The 15,139-nt window shown below is 67.4% G+C and carries 14 protein-coding genes; 3 read left to right on the plus strand and 11 right to left on the minus strand.

Going from position 1 to position 15,139, the window contains the following annotated elements; genetic code table 11:
* Positions 1–2: 2 nt before the first annotated feature.
* A complete protein-coding gene (locus ABR323_RS08820) occupies positions 3–530 on the plus strand; it encodes a DUF2059 domain-containing protein (RefSeq protein ID WP_135271938.1) in 528 nt (175 codons plus the stop codon).
* An 84-nt stretch (positions 531–614) separates the two neighbouring features.
* On the opposite strand, the gene ABR323_RS08825 is transcribed toward ABR323_RS08820, so the two are convergent.
* The 4 genes from ABR323_RS08825 to ABR323_RS08840 form a co-directional block, all read right to left on the minus strand.
* Positions 615–1,352, minus strand: a complete 738-nt coding sequence (locus ABR323_RS08825) for a pseudouridine synthase (protein ID WP_439449009.1) — start codon at positions 1,350–1,352, stop codon at positions 615–617.
* An 87-nt stretch (positions 1,353–1,439) separates the two neighbouring features.
* The gene (locus ABR323_RS08830; protein WP_439449173.1) at positions 1,440–2,018 is read right to left on the minus strand and encodes an O-methyltransferase; all 579 of its coding nucleotides are present in this window, start codon (positions 2,016–2,018) and stop codon (positions 1,440–1,442) included.
* A gap of 5 nt (positions 2,019–2,023) precedes the next feature.
* The gene (ubiB, locus tag ABR323_RS08835) at positions 2,024–3,679 is read right to left on the minus strand and encodes a ubiquinone biosynthesis regulatory protein kinase UbiB (RefSeq protein WP_439449010.1); all 1,656 of its coding nucleotides are present in this window, start codon (positions 3,677–3,679) and stop codon (positions 2,024–2,026) included.
* Complete coding sequence (locus ABR323_RS08840) at positions 3,676–4,311, minus strand: ubiquinone biosynthesis accessory factor UbiJ (protein WP_439449011.1); 636 nt, start codon at positions 4,309–4,311, stop codon at positions 3,676–3,678. The genes ubiB and ABR323_RS08840 overlap by 4 nt, the downstream gene beginning before the upstream one ends.
* A gap of 456 nt (positions 4,312–4,767) precedes the next feature.
* Here ABR323_RS08840 and ddlA point away from each other — a divergent pair, with 456 nt between their 5' ends.
* Complete coding sequence (gene ddlA / locus ABR323_RS08845; protein ID WP_439449012.1) at positions 4,768–5,862, plus strand: D-alanine--D-alanine ligase; 1,095 nt, start codon at positions 4,768–4,770, stop codon at positions 5,860–5,862.
* A 132-nt stretch (positions 5,863–5,994) separates the two neighbouring features.
* On the opposite strand, the gene ABR323_RS08850 is transcribed toward ddlA, so the two are convergent.
* The 3 genes from ABR323_RS08850 to oleC all read right to left on the minus strand — a co-directional run bounded on the left by ABR323_RS08850 (position 5,995) and on the right by oleC (position 8,914).
* Complete coding sequence (locus ABR323_RS08850) at positions 5,995–6,150, minus strand: DUF1328 domain-containing protein (RefSeq protein ID WP_004153593.1); 156 nt, start codon at positions 6,148–6,150, stop codon at positions 5,995–5,997.
* A 122-nt stretch (positions 6,151–6,272) separates the two neighbouring features.
* The gene (gene oleD / locus ABR323_RS08855; RefSeq protein WP_439449013.1) at positions 6,273–7,259 is read right to left on the minus strand and encodes a 2-alkyl-3-oxoalkanoate reductase; all 987 of its coding nucleotides are present in this window, start codon (positions 7,257–7,259) and stop codon (positions 6,273–6,275) included.
* Complete coding sequence (gene oleC, locus ABR323_RS08860) at positions 7,256–8,914, minus strand: olefin beta-lactone synthetase (RefSeq protein WP_439449014.1); 1,659 nt, start codon at positions 8,912–8,914, stop codon at positions 7,256–7,258. Before oleC ends, oleD begins: the two co-directional genes overlap by 4 nt.
* A gap of 104 nt (positions 8,915–9,018) precedes the next feature.
* Between oleC and ABR323_RS08865 the strand changes: the two genes are divergently transcribed.
* The gene (locus ABR323_RS08865; RefSeq protein ID WP_046985344.1) at positions 9,019–9,450 is read left to right on the plus strand and encodes a YkgJ family cysteine cluster protein; all 432 of its coding nucleotides are present in this window, start codon (positions 9,019–9,021) and stop codon (positions 9,448–9,450) included.
* Between the two features lie 96 nt (positions 9,451–9,546).
* Here ABR323_RS08865 and ABR323_RS08870 read toward each other — a convergent pair whose 3' ends face one another.
* The 4 genes from ABR323_RS08870 to ABR323_RS08885 all read right to left on the minus strand — a co-directional run bounded on the left by ABR323_RS08870 (position 9,547) and on the right by ABR323_RS08885 (position 15,034).
* Positions 9,547–10,437 (minus strand): alpha/beta fold hydrolase, encoded by an 891-nt coding sequence (locus tag ABR323_RS08870; protein ID WP_439449015.1) that lies wholly within the window; start codon positions 10,435–10,437, stop codon positions 9,547–9,549.
* Positions 10,438–10,576: 139 nt separating this feature from the next.
* A complete protein-coding gene (locus ABR323_RS08875) occupies positions 10,577–11,593 on the minus strand; it encodes a 3-oxoacyl-ACP synthase III (protein WP_439449016.1) in 1,017 nt (338 codons plus the stop codon).
* A 103-nt stretch (positions 11,594–11,696) separates the two neighbouring features.
* Positions 11,697–12,014, minus strand: coding sequence for a DUF4156 domain-containing protein (locus ABR323_RS08880; RefSeq protein ID WP_005407628.1), 318 nt, complete (start codon positions 12,012–12,014; stop codon positions 11,697–11,699).
* 170 nt (positions 12,015–12,184) lie between these two features.
* A complete protein-coding gene (locus ABR323_RS08885) occupies positions 12,185–15,034 on the minus strand; it encodes a M16 family metallopeptidase (protein ID WP_439449017.1) in 2,850 nt (949 codons plus the stop codon).
* Between the last annotated feature and the right edge of the window lie 105 nt (positions 15,035–15,139).

Consider the following 15,139-nt stretch of genomic DNA (forward strand, 5'->3'; position numbering starts at 1 on the left):
GCATGACCCGCACCGCACCCGCCCTGCCGTCCCTGCTGCGCCGCCTGGCGCTGCTGCTGGCACTGGCCGTGGCCAGTACCCCGGCGCTGGCCGCCCCGCCGACCGATGGCGACATCAACCGCCTGCTGTCGGCCTCGCGCGCACAGAGCATGATCGACACCATGCTGCCGCAGATCGAGGCAATGCAGCAGCAGCAGTTCCAGCAGGTGGCCGCGCAGCGCAAGCTCAACGCCCAGCAGCAGGAACAGCTGCAGCGGATCCAGGCGCGGACCAGCCAGACCCTGCGCCAGGCCCTGTCATGGCAGCAGCTGCGGCCGATGTACGTGGACCTGTACAAGAAGACCTTCAGCAAGGAAGACGTGCTGGCGATGGCCGAGTTCTACGAGAGCGCGGCCGGCCAGAGCCTGCTGGACAAGACCCCGGCGCTGATGCAGAACGTGATGGTGGCGATCCAGGCCCGCATGCAGCCGCTGTTCGCGGACCTGCAGAAGGACCTGGAGGCGATCGTCAACGAGCCGGAAAAGAAGTGAGGCGGTAGCGCCGGGCCATGCCCGGCGAGCGCAAAAGGCGGCCGTTTCATCGCAGAAGCCGCCGGGCATGGCCCGGCGCTACCGCTACGGCACCTGCCAGCCGAACAGGTCCAGCGCCTTCTGGAACCCGCCGTCCAGCGGTGCGCGCACATCCACCCTGCCACCGTCCGGGTGCGGGAAGCGCAGGCGCTCGGCGTGCAGCAGCATGCGGTGCACGCCCTGCATGCGGAAGATGCGGTTGTGGCGGCCATCACCGTGGCTGGTGTCGCCGATCATGTGGTGCGACAGGTGCTTGAGATGCCGGCGGATCTGCCGGAAGCGCCCGGTCTGCGGCTGACAGCGCAGCAGCGCGTAACGCGAGCTCGTGAACTCACCGACCGGCACCGACAGTTCGCCGGTGGCCAGACGCTGGAAGTCGGTCACGGCGGGCTTCTTCACCGGCTTGCCCGGGCCGCCGTCCAGATCATGGTCGACCTGCCAGGCGAGTTCGGCCGGCCAGCCACGGCAGACGGTCAGGTAGTCCTTCAGCACTTCGCCGCCCATCAGCGCCTTGCCCAGCACGCTGGCGGTCTCGCGGTCGAAGGCCAGCAGCAGGCAGCCGCTGGTGGCCCGGTCCAGCCGATGCACGAGGAAAATCGGGCGACCCAGCTGCTCGCGCAGGCGGTCGGCCAGGAAGTCGTCTTCGCCACGGGCCAGCTTGCTGTCGTGGACCATCAGCCCGGCAGGCTTGTTGACCACGGCCAGGCGCTCATCCAGGTGCAGCAGCTGCAGGGGCGCGGTATCGGTCTCGACCGCGGCGAGGGTATCGGGTTCGGTGCTCACCGCGGGATTATAAGGGCGGTCTGTATGGGGTCAGATCCCTTTTCCGCGGGAAAAGGGATCTGACCCCGTGTTTGTGGCGCGCGGGCGTCAGGCGCTGCGCACGGCCAACAGCTCGCCGTTGCCCACCGGCACCAGGCTGGTGCTGAAGTCCGGATCAGCCTCCAGCAGTACACGCAGCGGCTCCATCTCCTCCGCATGCGAGGTGGCGTTGTCCACCACCAGCAGGCCACCGGGGCACAGCACGCGGCGCAGCTGCGGCCACCAACCGGCGTATTGCCCACGGTCCGAGTCAAGGAACAGCAGGTCGATGCTGGCATCGGCGGCCTGTGCCAGCCATTGCCCGGCGTCGCCGTGAACCAGTGTGATGCGTTCGGCCAGGCCACTGCGCGCGAAGGTGTCACGCGCCATCGCTACCTTGTCCTCGGCGTATTCCAGCGTGGTCACGTGGCCGTCGACGGCGGCTGCCGCTTCGGCCAGCCACAGCGTCGAGTAGCCATTGGAGGTGCCGATTTCCAGTACCCGCTGCGCAGTGCCGAAACGCACCAGCACCGACAGGAACTCGCCGGTGCCGGGCGTGATGTTGAGCATGCGTCGGCCGCGCGCGCTTTCGCGGGCGTCGTTGTCGGCGCCGAAGCGCGCCAGTTCGTCCTTCAGCGCCTGCAGCACGGGGCCTACTTCCACCACGCGCGCAGCAGCGCCACCGCGCCGACGGCACCGGACAGCCAGCTCCACGCCGGCACGTCGCCCCAGTACCAGCCCGGCGGCTGCAGCACGTACATCAGCGCAGCGATGGCCAACAGGCCGACACCGGTGATCGCACCGACCGCATGCCTCTGCAGGCGCTGCACGCTGGCATCGAGTGCCACCAGGTCGCGCGAACGCATCGCCAGTTCGTGGCGGCCTTCCACCTGCTGGGTCAGCCAGGCGTGCACCAGGCGCGGCATGTCCGGCGCATGGGTCATGATCTCCGGCAGCCGCTTGCCGATCTCGCGTACCACCCGGCGCGGGCTGTAGCGCTCGCGCAGGATCTTCGCCAGCACCGGCTTGGCCACCGCCCAGATATCGATCTGCGGATCGAGCTGGCGGCCGACGCCTTCGATGTTGAGCAGGGTCTTCTGCAGCAGGATCAGCTGCGGCTGCAGGGTCAGCTGGTAGCGCTGCGCCACGCGGAACAGCTTCATCAGCACTTCGGCCAGCGAGATCTGCGACAGCGGCCGGGTGAAGTACGGTTCGCACACCGAACGCACGGCGGCCTCGAGATCATCGATGCGCACGTTGTCGGGCATCCAGCGCGCCTGCACGTGCAGTTCGGCGATGCGGCGGTAGTCACGATTGAAGATGGCCATGAAGTTCTCGGCCAGGTAGTACTGATCTTCCTGCGAGAGCTGGCCCATGATGCCGAAGTCCAGCGCGATGAAGCGCGGATTGGCGCGGCGCGCCGGATCGATATCGACCCAGATGTTGCCGGCGTGCGCGTCGGCATGGAAGAAGTTGTCGCGGAACACCTGGGTGTAGAACACCCGTACACCCTTGGCGGCCAGCGCCTTGCGGTCGATCCCGGCCTTGTCCAGTGCGGCGATGTCGTCGGAGGGGATGCCCCACACGCGCTCCAGGGTCAGCGCGCGCTCGGCGGTATGGCTCCAGATCACTTCCGGCACGTACAGGTCGTCGCTGTTTTCCCAGAAGCGGCGCAGCACGCTGGCATTGGCGCCTTCGCGCTGCAGGTCCAGCTCGGCGGCCAGGGTGTTTTCGACCTCGGCCACCACTTCGCGCGGACGGATCTTGTCGGCGCGCGGATGGGTACGCTCGACCAAGGCGGCCAGCGAATTGAGCAACGCGATATCCGCGTCGATCTGCTTTTCGATGCCCGGGCGCAGCACCTTCACCACCACCTGGCGACCATCGGCCAGCGTGGCCGCATGCACCTGCGCGATCGAGGCCGAGGCCAGCGGTTCGGTGTCGAAGCTGGCGAAGGCTTCGCTGACCGGCAGGCCCAGCGCTTCTTCGACAATGCGGCGCGCGGTATGGCCGTCGAACGGCTTGACCCGGTCCTGCAGCAGGGTCAGTTCATTGGCCACGTCCGGCGGCACCAGGTCGCGGCGGGTGGACAGGATCTGGCCGAACTTGACGAAGATCGGGCCGAGATCCTGCAGCGCCAGACGCAGGCGCGCGCCGCGCGACTGTGCGGCGATGTCGGCCGAGGCGCGCGGCACGAACGGCTTGGCCAGGCGCAGCCAGCGCTCGGCGGGCGTGCCCTGCAGCAGATCGTCAAGGCGGTAACGCAGGATCACCCGGCCGATGCGGCTTGCCCGCAGCACGGCCTTCATGCGGCACCCCGCAGGCGCTGCACGCGTGCACCCAGTCGCTCGACGTCGTCGCGCAGCACGTCCACATCATCGTGGAAGGCATCCAGTTCAGCGCGCGGCACTACATCGCGCGATTCTTCGGTGATGAATTCGGCGGCACTGTGGGCCAGGTCGATCGCGCCCTGGCGCGCGTGCTTCAGGGCACTGCGCAGGGTGTTGGCGACCTGCACGCCCAGTATCTCGCCGAACACGCTGACGAACGGTTGCTGCCAGTCGGGATCGAAGCCCTTGGCGAGCTGCTGCAGGCGACGTGCCAGTTCGGCGTCACCCGCTACGCGCACGCGGCCTTTGCCGTTGCTGTCGGCGCGCCGTGCGTTGGCCAGCAGGGGCAGCTGCGCGAGCACGCCGGCCAGGCTGCTGCGCACGGCCAGGTCGGCTTCCTGTGCATCCACCGGGCCGACCCGCAGCGTGTCGCCGTCGACGCTGATGCGCATTGCCAGCGAGGGTGCTTCCAGGGTCAGGTCGATATGCCTGCCGTCGAGGCTGGCCAGTGCATGGCGGGTATCCGGATCCAGCGCCAGCGCGCGGTTGAGGGCGGTCTGCAGGGCGCGGCCGGCGACCGGCTTGAGGGACTTGAGCAGGGAGAGAGCCATGTGCGCATTCTACCTGCGTGGGTGGGGGGCTTGGGCCGGGCTGCCGCCCGGCGCCCGCGGAGGCACCGGCCGCTGGCCGGCAACATCAACATCAAAAGCTGGCTATCCGTGGGATGGCGGGGTGGGTCCGGTTGCGGGGGACGCTGCAAGTACGTCCATGTAAGCTCGGTCGCCGCTTGCTCGTGTGCGCAGTCCTGCGCACACGGCAAGACCGGGGTTGGGCGTCCTGCCCAACCCGCCCGAGGCATGCCTCGGGCCCATGCGGCTCACGCCCCCGCAACCGGACCCACCCCGCCTTCGACAGATTTCCTCGGCTGTTGGTAGGTGTCGACCTTGGTCGACACGGTAGATCCACGCCATGCGTGGATGGATTTCTGGTTCATCTGTGCCTCACGCGGAGGGCCGATGAAGGTTCATGCTATGAGGCCACGCAATGCACAGGACATCGCACTCCCCATGGCACGGACCCGGGTCGGCATCATCTTCGGGGGCAAGTCCTCCGAGCACGAAGTTTCGCTGCAGTCGGCGAAGAACATCCTCGACGCGCTTGATCGCGAGCGCTTCGAGCCGGTGCTGGTCGGCATCGACAAGCAGGGCCAGTGGCATCTGAGCGAGCCTGCGAACTTCCTGCTGAATGCCGATGATCCGTCGCGCATCGCGCTGCATCGGTCTGGCACGTCGCTGGCGGTGCGCCCGGGTGCCGAGCAGGCGCAGCTGCAGCCGTCCGATGCGGCCAGCGCGCTGGGTCAGATCGATGTGGTGCTGCCGATCGTGCACGGGCCGCTGGGCGAGGACGGTGCGTTGCAGGGGCTGCTGCGCATGGCCAACCTGCCCTTCGTCGGTTCGCCGGTACTGGGCTCGGCGGTGGCGATGGACAAGGACGTGACCAAGCGCCTGCTGCGCGACGCCGGGCTGCAGGTGGCGCCGTGGCTGTGCATCCGTCGCCATCAGGCCGCAGAGGTGGATGCCGATGCGGTGATCGCTCAGCTTGGCCTGCCGTTGTTCGTGAAGCCGGCCAACCAGGGGTCGTCGGTGGGTGTGAGCAAGGTCAAGGATGCAGCGGGTTTCGCCGAGGCACTGGCATTGGCGCTGCGCTACGACCACAAGGTGCTGGTGGAATCGGCGGTGGTCGGCCGCGAGATCGAGTGCGCGGTGCTGGGCAACGCACATCCGCAGGCCAGCCTGTGTGGCGAGGTAGTGGTACACGACGAGTTCTACGCCTACGACACCAAGTACATCAACGAGGATGGCGCCGAGGTGGTGGTGCCGGCGGATATCGATACTGCAACCCAGGCGCGCATCCAGCAGATCGCGCTGCAGGCCTATCAGGCGCTGGAGTGTGCGGGCATGGCGCGCGTGGATGTGTTCCTCACCGCAGATGGCCAGATCGTCATCAACGAGGTCAACACGCTGCCGGGTTTCACCCGCATCAGCATGTATCCCAAGCTGTGGGGCGCCAGCGGCGTGGACTACACCACGCTGATCACGCGCCTGATCGAACTGGCGCTGGAGCGCCATGAAGCCGATCGCGGATTGCACAGCGCCATGTAGAGTCGAGCCATGCTCGACTCATGAGAAGCAGTCGAGCATGGCTCGACTCTACAGAAGGGGCGTGCCGACCAACGGTCGGCACCCACCGGGAAGAACAGTGCCGGCCAGCGGCCGGCACTACCCTGCGGTCTTCTAGCCGCGCTTGCGGAACATCGAGATCACTGCCAGTACCAGGAACACGACGAACAGGATCCAGGCAATGTTGCTGGCGGCACCGGCGATGCCGGAGAAGCCGAGCACGGCGGCGATGATGGCGATGACGAAGAAAATAACGGCGTAATGCAGCATGGTGCTCCTCGCAGATGTCCGGGCCGTTGGATGGCGTGGGTCCATCCTCCCGATTCGGCGGTGTGCAACCAGTGATGGCAGGCTCTGCGGGTGATGAAGTCTTCAGCGCTGTGAGCCTGACGTCATGACGCGGCCTTCAGCCTGCGCAGCCCCTCTTCGATGCTGACCTGCGGCACGTAGCCGAAGTCACGACGCGCCGGTTCCATGCTGTACCAGTGCGGCGTGCACAGCTGCTCGGCCAGGAAGCGGGTCAGCGGCGGTTCGCCACGCAGGCGAAGCAGCGGCCACAACCGCTCGCAGACAGCGCCGATGCGGTAGGCGGTCTTGAAGCTGATCGCCTTGTCCACGGTCGGTGCACCCACAGCGGCCAGCAGCTTGTTGACCAGCTCGCGCATCGGCAGCGGTTCGCCGTTGGAAATGAAGTAGGCCTTGCCCGCACACGCAGCACCGGGCGCCAGTGCTTCGAACGCGAGGAAATGCGCGAGCGCGGCGTTGTCGATGTAGGTGGTATCGACCTTGTTGTTGCCATCGCCCACCAGGCGCAAGCGGCCCTGCCGCGCACGCTCGGCCAGCCTTGGCACCAGCTGTTGGTCACCGGGGCCCCAGATCAGGCGCGGCCGCAGCGCCACCGTCGCCAACGCTGCATCGTTAGCCGCCAGCACGCGCTGTTCGGCAATCGCCTTGGTCGCTGCGTACGGCGCCTGGAAATCTTCGCCATAGGGGACTTCATCGGCCCCCAGGCCTTCCACCGGATGCGTGGCACGGTGGGTCACGCTGGGTGTGGAGGTATAGACCAGCCGGCTGATGCCATGCGCACGGCAGGCAGCGATGACGTTGTCGGTGCCGACCACGTTGGCCTGGTGGTAGCTGTCATAGCTGCCCCATGCACCGGCCTTGGCACCGTTGTGGAACACCGCATCGACGCCGGCCACCGCATGCAGCACCGCCTGCGCATCGGCCAGATCGCCGCGGATCTGGCCCACGCCCATCGCCTGCAGTTCCGGGTAGTGGCTGCGGTTGAACGCCAGCACCTGGTGGCCACGTTCGACCAGCCCGCGGCACAGCGCCTGGCCAAGGAAACCACCACCACCGGTGACCAGGATCTTCATGCGCGCTTCTCCAGTTCGGCGCTGGCCCAGACGGCGAGCTTCTCGCGGCCGATCTTGGCGTTGTGACGGATATCGACGGGGAACGCAGGGTGCATCAGCACATGCTGCAGGTTCGCCTCGGGCAAGCGCAGGGCGGCCTGGGCACGCAGTGCCTCGCGCAACGCCGGACTGTCGCTCTGGCCGCGTTGCAGCTCCACGCACAGCACCGGCACCTGCGCACCGGCCGGACCAACGCCTACCAGTGCCGTACGCGCCACACCGGGCACGGTATTGAACACCGGCTCGACCTGCTCGGTGTACAGCGGCCCCTGTGCGGTTTCCACACGATGGGTCTTGCGCCCACAGAACCACAGTCGGCCCTGCGCGTCGAAGTAGCCGACGTCGCCCATGCGATGGACGATGCGGGTGCTGCCATCGGCGAGCGTCTCGCTGATCTTCGCCGCGGCGGTGGCCTGCGGACGGTTGAAATAGCTGTCAGTGGTGGTCGGGCCGGCCACGGTGATCTCGCCCACTTCGCCCACGCCCAGCACGCGCGCCTGCGACCAGTCCGGCAGCGGCGCGTCGTCGATGGCGATGATGCGCACTTCGTTCGGCTCGACCACGCCGCCCACGCAGGTACCGGCGCCGGCTTCGGTAGCGGCACGGGTGCGCTCCAGTTCCCGGCCTTCGACCACCGCCACCGGCAAGCATTCGGTGGCGCCATACGGGGTCCAGAACTGCGCATCGGCGGGCAGCAGGCTGCGGATGGTGGCAACCACGTCCGGCGGTACCGGCGCACCGGCCGAAGTCACCCGCGTCACTGTCGGCAACGGCCGGCCGTGCCGGGCCAGCACCCGCATCAGGGCCGGCGAGCCGAACAGCTGGGTCACGCCGAAACGCTGGATGGCATCGTGCAGGCGCGCAGGATCGGCCTGCGCCGGCCGCGTCGGGTCCATGTCCGGAATGACCGAGGTCAGGCCCAGCGCAGGATCGAAAAGGGCGAACGGCGGGAAGGTGGGCAGGTCGACGCCACCGGCCTCCATGCCGAAGGCACTGCCCAGCAACTGGATCTGGCCGACGAAGTGGCGGTGGCGATAGACCACGCCCTTGGGCACGCCGGTGGAGCCGCTGGTGAACAGAATCGCAGCCATGTCCTCGCCGTCGGTGTCGGCCAGCATCGGCCCGCTGCTGGCACCGGCTCGTTCCAGTGCGGCCAGGGTGGTACCGCCCCAGCCCAGACGCCGGCCAACGGTGACCAGGCGGGTTGCCGAAGGTGCCCAGCGCAGTACCAGCCGCGCCACGTGAGCCAATGGAATGCCGATGAAGGCCTGCGGCTGTGCCTCGTCCAGGCACTGTTTCAGCGCGCGCTTGTCGATGCCCGGGTCGACCAGCACCGGCACCGCGCCCAGCTTGAACAGCGCGAACATCAGCAGGAAGAACTCCGGCGACGGCCGCACCATCACCACCGTACGCACGCCGCGGCCGATCCCGTAGCCAGCCAGGCCGGCGGCCATGGCGTCGCTGCGGGCATCCAGCTGGCGGTAATCCAGGGTGACGTCGTAGGCGGCCATGCCGTTGCCGGCGCCCCGGCGGCCGGGGCAGCGGATGGCGATCTGGTCGGGTCGTTCACGCGCCAGTTCAGGCAAACGGGCCGCGATATTACAGGATCGGTTCATCCGTTCATTGTCGCCGCTTACGGAATTTCTTGCGCGGCGGCCCACTTCGTGGAAAATCCGCACCTTCGTTCCTGATTCCGACTGCCGCCCGAGGCGGCTTTCCCATGCAACATCCCTGCATGACCTGCGGCGCCTGCTGCACCCAATACCGCGTGGCCTTCCACTGGATGGAATCGGACGAGGTCACTCCCGGCGGCGTCCCCCACCAGTTGACCGAGGTGCTCGACCCGCACCGCCTGTGCATGCGCGGCACCCACTCCAAGCCGGTGCGCTGCGTGGCGCTGGATGCGCAGATCGGCGTGTATTCACGCTGCACCATCCACCCCAACCGGCCCAGCGTGTGCCGCGAAGTGGATGCGTCGTGGGAGTACGGCAAGGCCAGCCCGCAGTGCGACAAGGCGCGCATTGCCTATGGCCTGGACCCGTTGACGCTGGCCGACTGGCGCTGGCGCGACGAAGCGGGCAACGACGACGACCACCCGGACGACAACGGCAATAGTCCGTCCTCACCACCGCAGGCACCGATCGCAGCGTAGTGGTCGTGCCGGCCGCTGGCCGGCAACCTCATGAACCCGGCGCGCATCGCGCGCTTGCCGGCCAGCGGCCGGCACTACCGGGATCCGGCACATCCCTCAGATCGGGTTGGCGTCCAGGAACGCGCGGATTTCCGGCACCAGCACGTCGTGCTTGTCTTCCAGCACGTAATGCCCGGCATCTTCGAAGGCATGCACCTGGGCCTGCGGCAGCGCGGCCTGGAAGCCCTTCAGGAAGTGATGATCGAACACGAAGTCGCGCAGGCCCCAGCCGAGGAAGGCCGGGCGGTCGGCGAACAAAGGCAGTGCCTTGCCGGCACGCTCCAGCAGCGACCAGGCCTTGTCGGCCGGCGACAGCGGGATGTCCTGCATGAAACGGATGGTGCTGATGCGGTTGGCGTAGCTGTTGTACGGCGACACGTAGGCGCGGCGCACGTCGGCCGGCATCTTCCGCTCCACGCCCAGCCACGAGGCACCGGACGAGAACGCGTTGAAGGTACGGATGATCCACTCACCGATTTTCCAGTGACGACCCAGCGCGATCTGCCACGGCATCTTCTTCGCCGCCGGCATCGGGAACGCAGCGGTATTGAGCACCACCAGGCGCTTCACCTGATCGTGATGTGACAGCGCCCAGCCGAAACCAATCATGCCGCCCCAGTCGTGCACGGCCAGGGTCACCGGGCCGGTGATGCCCAGGTGCTTGAGCAACGCATCGAGATCGTCCACGCGCGACTGCAGGGTGTATTCGTAGCGGCGGTCATCGGGCTTGTCCGACAGGCCCATGCCGATGTGGTCCGGCACGATGCAGCGGTACGTGTCCGACAGGCCGGCCACCAGCGTGCGCCAGTAATAGCTCCACGACGGGTTGCCGTGCACCATCACCACCACCTCGCCATCGCGCGGGCCTTCGTCGAGATAGTTCATCGACAGGCCGGGGCGCACGTCGAAGCGCTGCGGGTGGGCGGGGTAACCGGGAAGATCGCGCATGCGGAGCACCTAAGGAGAATCGCGGCGCGGCGTGGAGCCGAGCCATGCTCGGCTGCTCTCCGGTCCGCTACGGAAGAGCCGCGCTGCGCGCGTGAGCCGAGCATGGCTCGGCTCTACAGAAGGTCAGGCAGCGGGCTGCTTACCAGACCACTTCAGCCATCGAACAGTTCAGGCCGGAACCAATGCCCAGAAGCGCGATGCGGTCGCCCTTCTTCAGCTTGCCCAGCTGCTTGAGCTTGCTCAGCACGATCGGCACCGAGGCCGGACCGATGTTGCCGTGCTCGCCGAAGATGGTCATGACCTTCTTCGGGTCGATGCCGAAGTTCTTGATGAACGCGGCGGTGTGCGGCTGGCTGACCTGGTGGATGACGAACTGGTCCAGTTCCTCCACGGCCCAGCCCAGGGCGATCTTGGCGGCGCTGAAGGTCTTCTGCGCCAGCTTGATGCCTTCGATCAGCAGCAGCCGGGTGTCGGTGACCATGCGGTCCAGGTTGCCCAGGCACAGCTGGTTCCACTCGGTGGCCGAGCGGGTCACGCCCCCCTTGTAGCGCGGGGCGTCCGGCACCAGTTCCGAGCGCGCCATGACCATGGCCGCAGCACCCGAACCGGTGGTCAGCGCCGCCAGCTCGTTGCGGAAATCGTCGGCGGTGACGTCAGGGGCGGTCATCCGCTCCAGGGTCTTCTCGTACACCAGGTTGGCGGTCTCGCCGTCCACCACCAGCGCGTAGTCGATGTCACCGCGCTCAAGCATGCGCGCCGCGATGTCCATGCCGTTGATGAAGGCCAGGCAGGCATTGGCGACGTCGAAGGTCATGCATTCGTCGCTGACGCCGAGGTTGCCGGACACGATGGAGGCCGTAGACGGCTCCAGGTAGTCACGGCTGACCGAGGTGTTGACCAGCAGGCCGACCTGGGTCGCATTGATGCCTGCGTCTTCCAGCGCCTTGCGGCCGGCCATGGTGGCGGCATCGGACGCAAGTACGCCGTTGTCCCACAGGCGGCGGGCATGGATGCCGGCGATATCGCCGAGCACGTCGGTGCGGATACCAAGGCGATCCAACGTCGGCTGCAGCCGCTCGTTGATTTCCTTGGTCGTCAGCGTATGCGGCGCATCAACGTGTGCCAGGCCGGCGATCGAGACATTCTTGAAGAGCATCGAGGTTAGCGCCAAGGCTCAGGCAAAAGGGGGCGCTATTCTATAACTCCCGGGGCCTTCACCGCATCTTTACGAATTCAGGCTTGGCCGTATGGTGAAGCATTCAGCGCGGCGGGCACTGGAATGCGGCGAAGCGCTGGCTGCCATCGGCAGGCGCGGCAGCGGCCTGCACGGCATTGGCACCGGCGCTCGGGGCCTCGTTGCGGGCCAGGGTTTCAAGCTCTTCCTGCACGCGCAGCGGGTTGCGGTTGTAGAAGCCGACCTTGCTCTTCACGGTGACCACCACCTCGCCCTTGGCGATGCAGCCGGCCGGAACCGGACCTGCCGGCAGCACGCGGGTCGCCTTGCCCGCCGGTTCGATCGGCACCCAGGTACAGGCGGTGACGGTGAGCAGCAGAGAGGAAAGCAGCAGAACGCGCATGGGCAGATCCTGGAAAGGTATGGGGGGATTCTGCCTGAACAGTCTGAATCGGGGGTAGCCGGATGGGGGTCGGATCCCCCGCAGGGGGCTCTGACCCCTTCAGGGTTGCCGGCCAGCGGCCGGCACTACCGGGGGAAGCCGGCCCGCCACATGGCGGGCCGGGTATTGCCTTACTTCTTGACCGGGTTGCCTTCGGCGTCGATCACCGTCACTTCGCCCAGGTTCAACGCGCGCACTGCCGCTTCGGTCTGCTTGAGGTCACCCACCACCACCCAGGTCAGGGCCTGCGGCTTGATCTCGGCGGCGGCCTGCTGCACCTGCGCCGGGGTCATTGCCTCGATCTCGGCCTTGCGGCGCAGCACGTAGTCGTCCGGGCGCTTGAACTGCACGATGGAGCCGATGCTTGCGGCCACCGCGCTGGCGGTCTCGTAGGCACCGGGCAGGCTCAGGGTCTGGATGTTGCGGATGCGGTTGACCTCGCCTGCGGTGGCCGGCTTGCTGCCGTCGGCAAACGCAGCGATCTCCTTGCGCATTTCCGCCAGCGCCGGGCCGGTCTTGTCGATCTGCACCGGCGCGCTGGCCATCCACGGACGCTGGCCCACTGCGTTGCTCGCACTGCTGCGCGCACCGTACGACCAGTGCTTGTCCTCGCGCAGGTTCATGTTCAGGCGCGAGGTGAAGTCGCCACCGATCACGCCGTTGGCAATATCGAAGCGGGTCGAGCTGGCGGCGCTGGACGGCGCCACCACCTGGCCGGCGAACAGGTTGGCCTGCACCGCACCCGGCTGGTCGATCAGGAACACGCGCGGGCCCTTCGGCAACGCAACGTCGGTGGCCGCCTTCACCTGCGGGGCCTCGCCACTGGGCTTCCAGTCGGCCAGCTGCTTGTCCAGCAGCGGCACGATCTCGGCCAGCGTGGTGTCACCGACCACGATCAGGGTGCCGTTCTGCGGGCGCAGCCAATCCTGGTGGAAGTCGACCAGATCCTCGCGGGTCAGGCCATTGATGGCCGCCTCGTCACCGCTGCCGGTGAACGGAATGGCGTACGGGTGGCCCTTGCCGTACAGCAACGGCGGCAGCACGCGCATCGCCACCGCACCCGGGTTGACCTTCTCCTGCTGGATGCCAGCGATCCAGGTCGCCTTGACCCGGTCGATCTCGCCCTGCTCGAAGCGCGGTTCGCGCAGCAGATCGCGGTACAGCGCCAGCGACGGCGCCAGGTTTTCCTTCAGCGCCGACAGGTCCACGCTCATCGAATCCAGGCCGGCCGAGGCATCCAGGCTGGCGCCCAGCGCGTCGGCAGCATCGGCGAAGGCCAGCGAGCCGAGCTTGCCGGCGCCTTCGGTCATCAGGCTCATGGTGAAGTTGGCGGTACCCGGCTTGCGGCCCTGGTCGGCGCTGAAGCCGCCCGGGAACTGGTAGCTGAACTGCACCACCGGAATCTCATGGCGTTCGGCCAGGATCACCTGGGTACCGTTCTTCAGCGTGGCGCGCTGCAGCGCCGGGAACTTCAGCTGCGGGAACTCGCGGGTCTGCGGCACGCCGGCCTTGCGGTCAACCTGTTCGGGCAGGGTGCTGTACTTCGGGTCCACCGCCGGCACGTTGAACGGCTTCGGTGCCTGGCTGGGATCTTCCTTCAGTGCCACGCGCTCACCCGGTGCGATCACCAGGGTATGGCTGCCCTTGTCCAGCCACTGCGCGCCCAGCCGCTTGAGGTCGGCGGCACTGGCCTTGTCGATGTTGGCCAGAGAGGTGCGGAAGCAGCCCGGGTCGCCGGTGAACACCGCACACTCGGCCAACGCGTCGGCCTTGCCGCCGAAGCCACCGATACGCTCGATGCCGCGGATGAAGCCAGCGCGCGCGCCGGTCTTGGCGCGCTCCAGTTCGGCAGCCGTCGGGCCCTGCTTGATCAGGCGATCCAGTTCCTCGTCGATGATCTTCTCGACCTTCGCCGGGTCCTGGCCCTGCTTCACGGTCGCCACGACCACGAAATTGGAGCCCAGCTGCGACGCCGACAGGCCCGAGCCGATGCTGTCCACCAGCTTGTCCTGGTGCTGCAGGCGCTGGCTCAGGCGCGAGGACTTGGCACCGCCCAGCACTTCGGCAAACAGCTGCAGCTGGTCGATGTCGGCGGTGCCGACCTGCGGCACGTTCCAGGCGCGGTAGATGCGTGCCTGCGGCACCTTGTCGGTCATCGTCTCGCGGGTATCGGCGCTGCGCTTGGCCACGTTCACCGCCGGCTGCGCCATGCTCGGGCCGGCCGGGATGCTGCCGAAGTACTTGGCGGCCTTTTCCTTGGCGGTGGCCAGGTCGATGTCACCGGCCAGCACCAGCACCGCGTTGTTCGGGCCGTACCAGGTGCGGAACCAGGTCTTCACGTCGTCCAGCGATGCGGCATTGAGATCGTTCATCGATCCGATCACACCGTGGTGATACGGGTGGCCGACCGGGTACAGCGCCTTGTTGAGCTGGTCCCAGGCCTGGCCATAGGGCTGGTTCTCGCCCTGGCGCTTCTCGTTCTGCACCACGCCACGCTGCTCGTCCAGCGCGGCCTGGTCGATCGCACCCACCAGGTGGCCCATACGGTCGGATTCCATCCACAGCGCCATGTCCAGCGCGGTGGTCGGCACGTTCTCGAAGTAATTGGTGCGGTCGGTGTTGGTGGTGCCGTTCTGGCCGGTGGCACCGACCTGCTTGAAGGGCTCGAAGTACTCGCCGTCGTGGTTTTCGCTGCTCTGGAACATCAGGTGTTCAAACAGGTGCGCGAAGCCGGTACGGCCGGCCGGTTCGTCCTTGCTGCCCACGTGGTACCAGACATTGACCGCGACGATCGGCGCCTTGCGATCGGTGTGCACGATCACGCGCAGGCCGTTGGGCAGGGTGAACTGCTCGAACGGGATATCGACCTTGGCCGGTGCCGCCTGCTTGGCGGCCAGTGCAGAGGTGGGCGCGAGCGTGCCCAGTGCGGTGCTGAGGGCGACAGCCAGCAGTGCAGCGCGCGGGCGAAGGGCGAGAGACATATCCGGGTCCTTGGTCACATAGGTGAACCCCGATCCTAGCCTGCGCACGCAACGGCAGGAATCGGCCAGCAGTCACTGGGGGTGTTTGCCCCTGTGCCCCATCCG

This window comes from Stenotrophomonas sp. ATs4 (genome assembly GCF_051861585.1).
GTDB lineage: Bacteria > Pseudomonadota > Gammaproteobacteria > Xanthomonadales > Xanthomonadaceae > Stenotrophomonas > Stenotrophomonas maltophilia_AS.

Excerpts from the sequence above, each read along its gene's own strand:
- ABR323_RS08870 (WP_439449015.1), bottom strand. The coding sequence starts at position 10,437 with ATGCGCGATCTTCCCGGTTACCCCGCCCACCCGCAGCGCTTCGACGTG.
- ABR323_RS08840 (WP_439449011.1), bottom strand. The coding sequence starts at position 4,311 with ATGGCTCTCTCCCTGCTCAAGTCCCTCAAGCCGGTCGCCGGCCGCGCC.
- ABR323_RS08865 (WP_046985344.1), top strand. The coding sequence starts at position 9,019 with ATGCAACATCCCTGCATGACCTGCGGCGCCTGCTGCACCCAATACCGC.
- ABR323_RS08820 (WP_135271938.1), top strand. The coding sequence starts at position 3 with ATGACCCGCACCGCACCCGCCCTGCCGTCCCTGCTGCGCCGCCTGGCG.
- oleD (WP_439449013.1), bottom strand. The coding sequence starts at position 7,259 with ATGAAGATCCTGGTCACCGGTGGTGGTGGTTTCCTTGGCCAGGCGCTG.
- ubiB (WP_439449010.1), bottom strand. The coding sequence starts at position 3,679 with ATGAAGGCCGTGCTGCGGGCAAGCCGCATCGGCCGGGTGATCCTGCGT.
- ddlA (WP_439449012.1), top strand. The coding sequence starts at position 4,768 with ATGGCACGGACCCGGGTCGGCATCATCTTCGGGGGCAAGTCCTCCGAG.
- oleC (WP_439449014.1), bottom strand. The coding sequence starts at position 8,914 with ATGAACCGATCCTGTAATATCGCGGCCCGTTTGCCTGAACTGGCGCGT.
- ABR323_RS08885 (WP_439449017.1), bottom strand. The coding sequence starts at position 15,034 with ATGTCTCTCGCCCTTCGCCCGCGCGCTGCACTGCTGGCTGTCGCCCTC.
- ABR323_RS08850 (WP_004153593.1), bottom strand. The coding sequence starts at position 6,150 with ATGCTGCATTACGCCGTTATTTTCTTCGTCATCGCCATCATCGCCGCC.
- ABR323_RS08880 (WP_005407628.1), bottom strand. The coding sequence starts at position 12,014 with ATGCGCGTTCTGCTGCTTTCCTCTCTGCTGCTCACCGTCACCGCCTGT.
- ABR323_RS08875 (WP_439449016.1), bottom strand. The coding sequence starts at position 11,593 with ATGCTCTTCAAGAATGTCTCGATCGCCGGCCTGGCACACGTTGATGCG.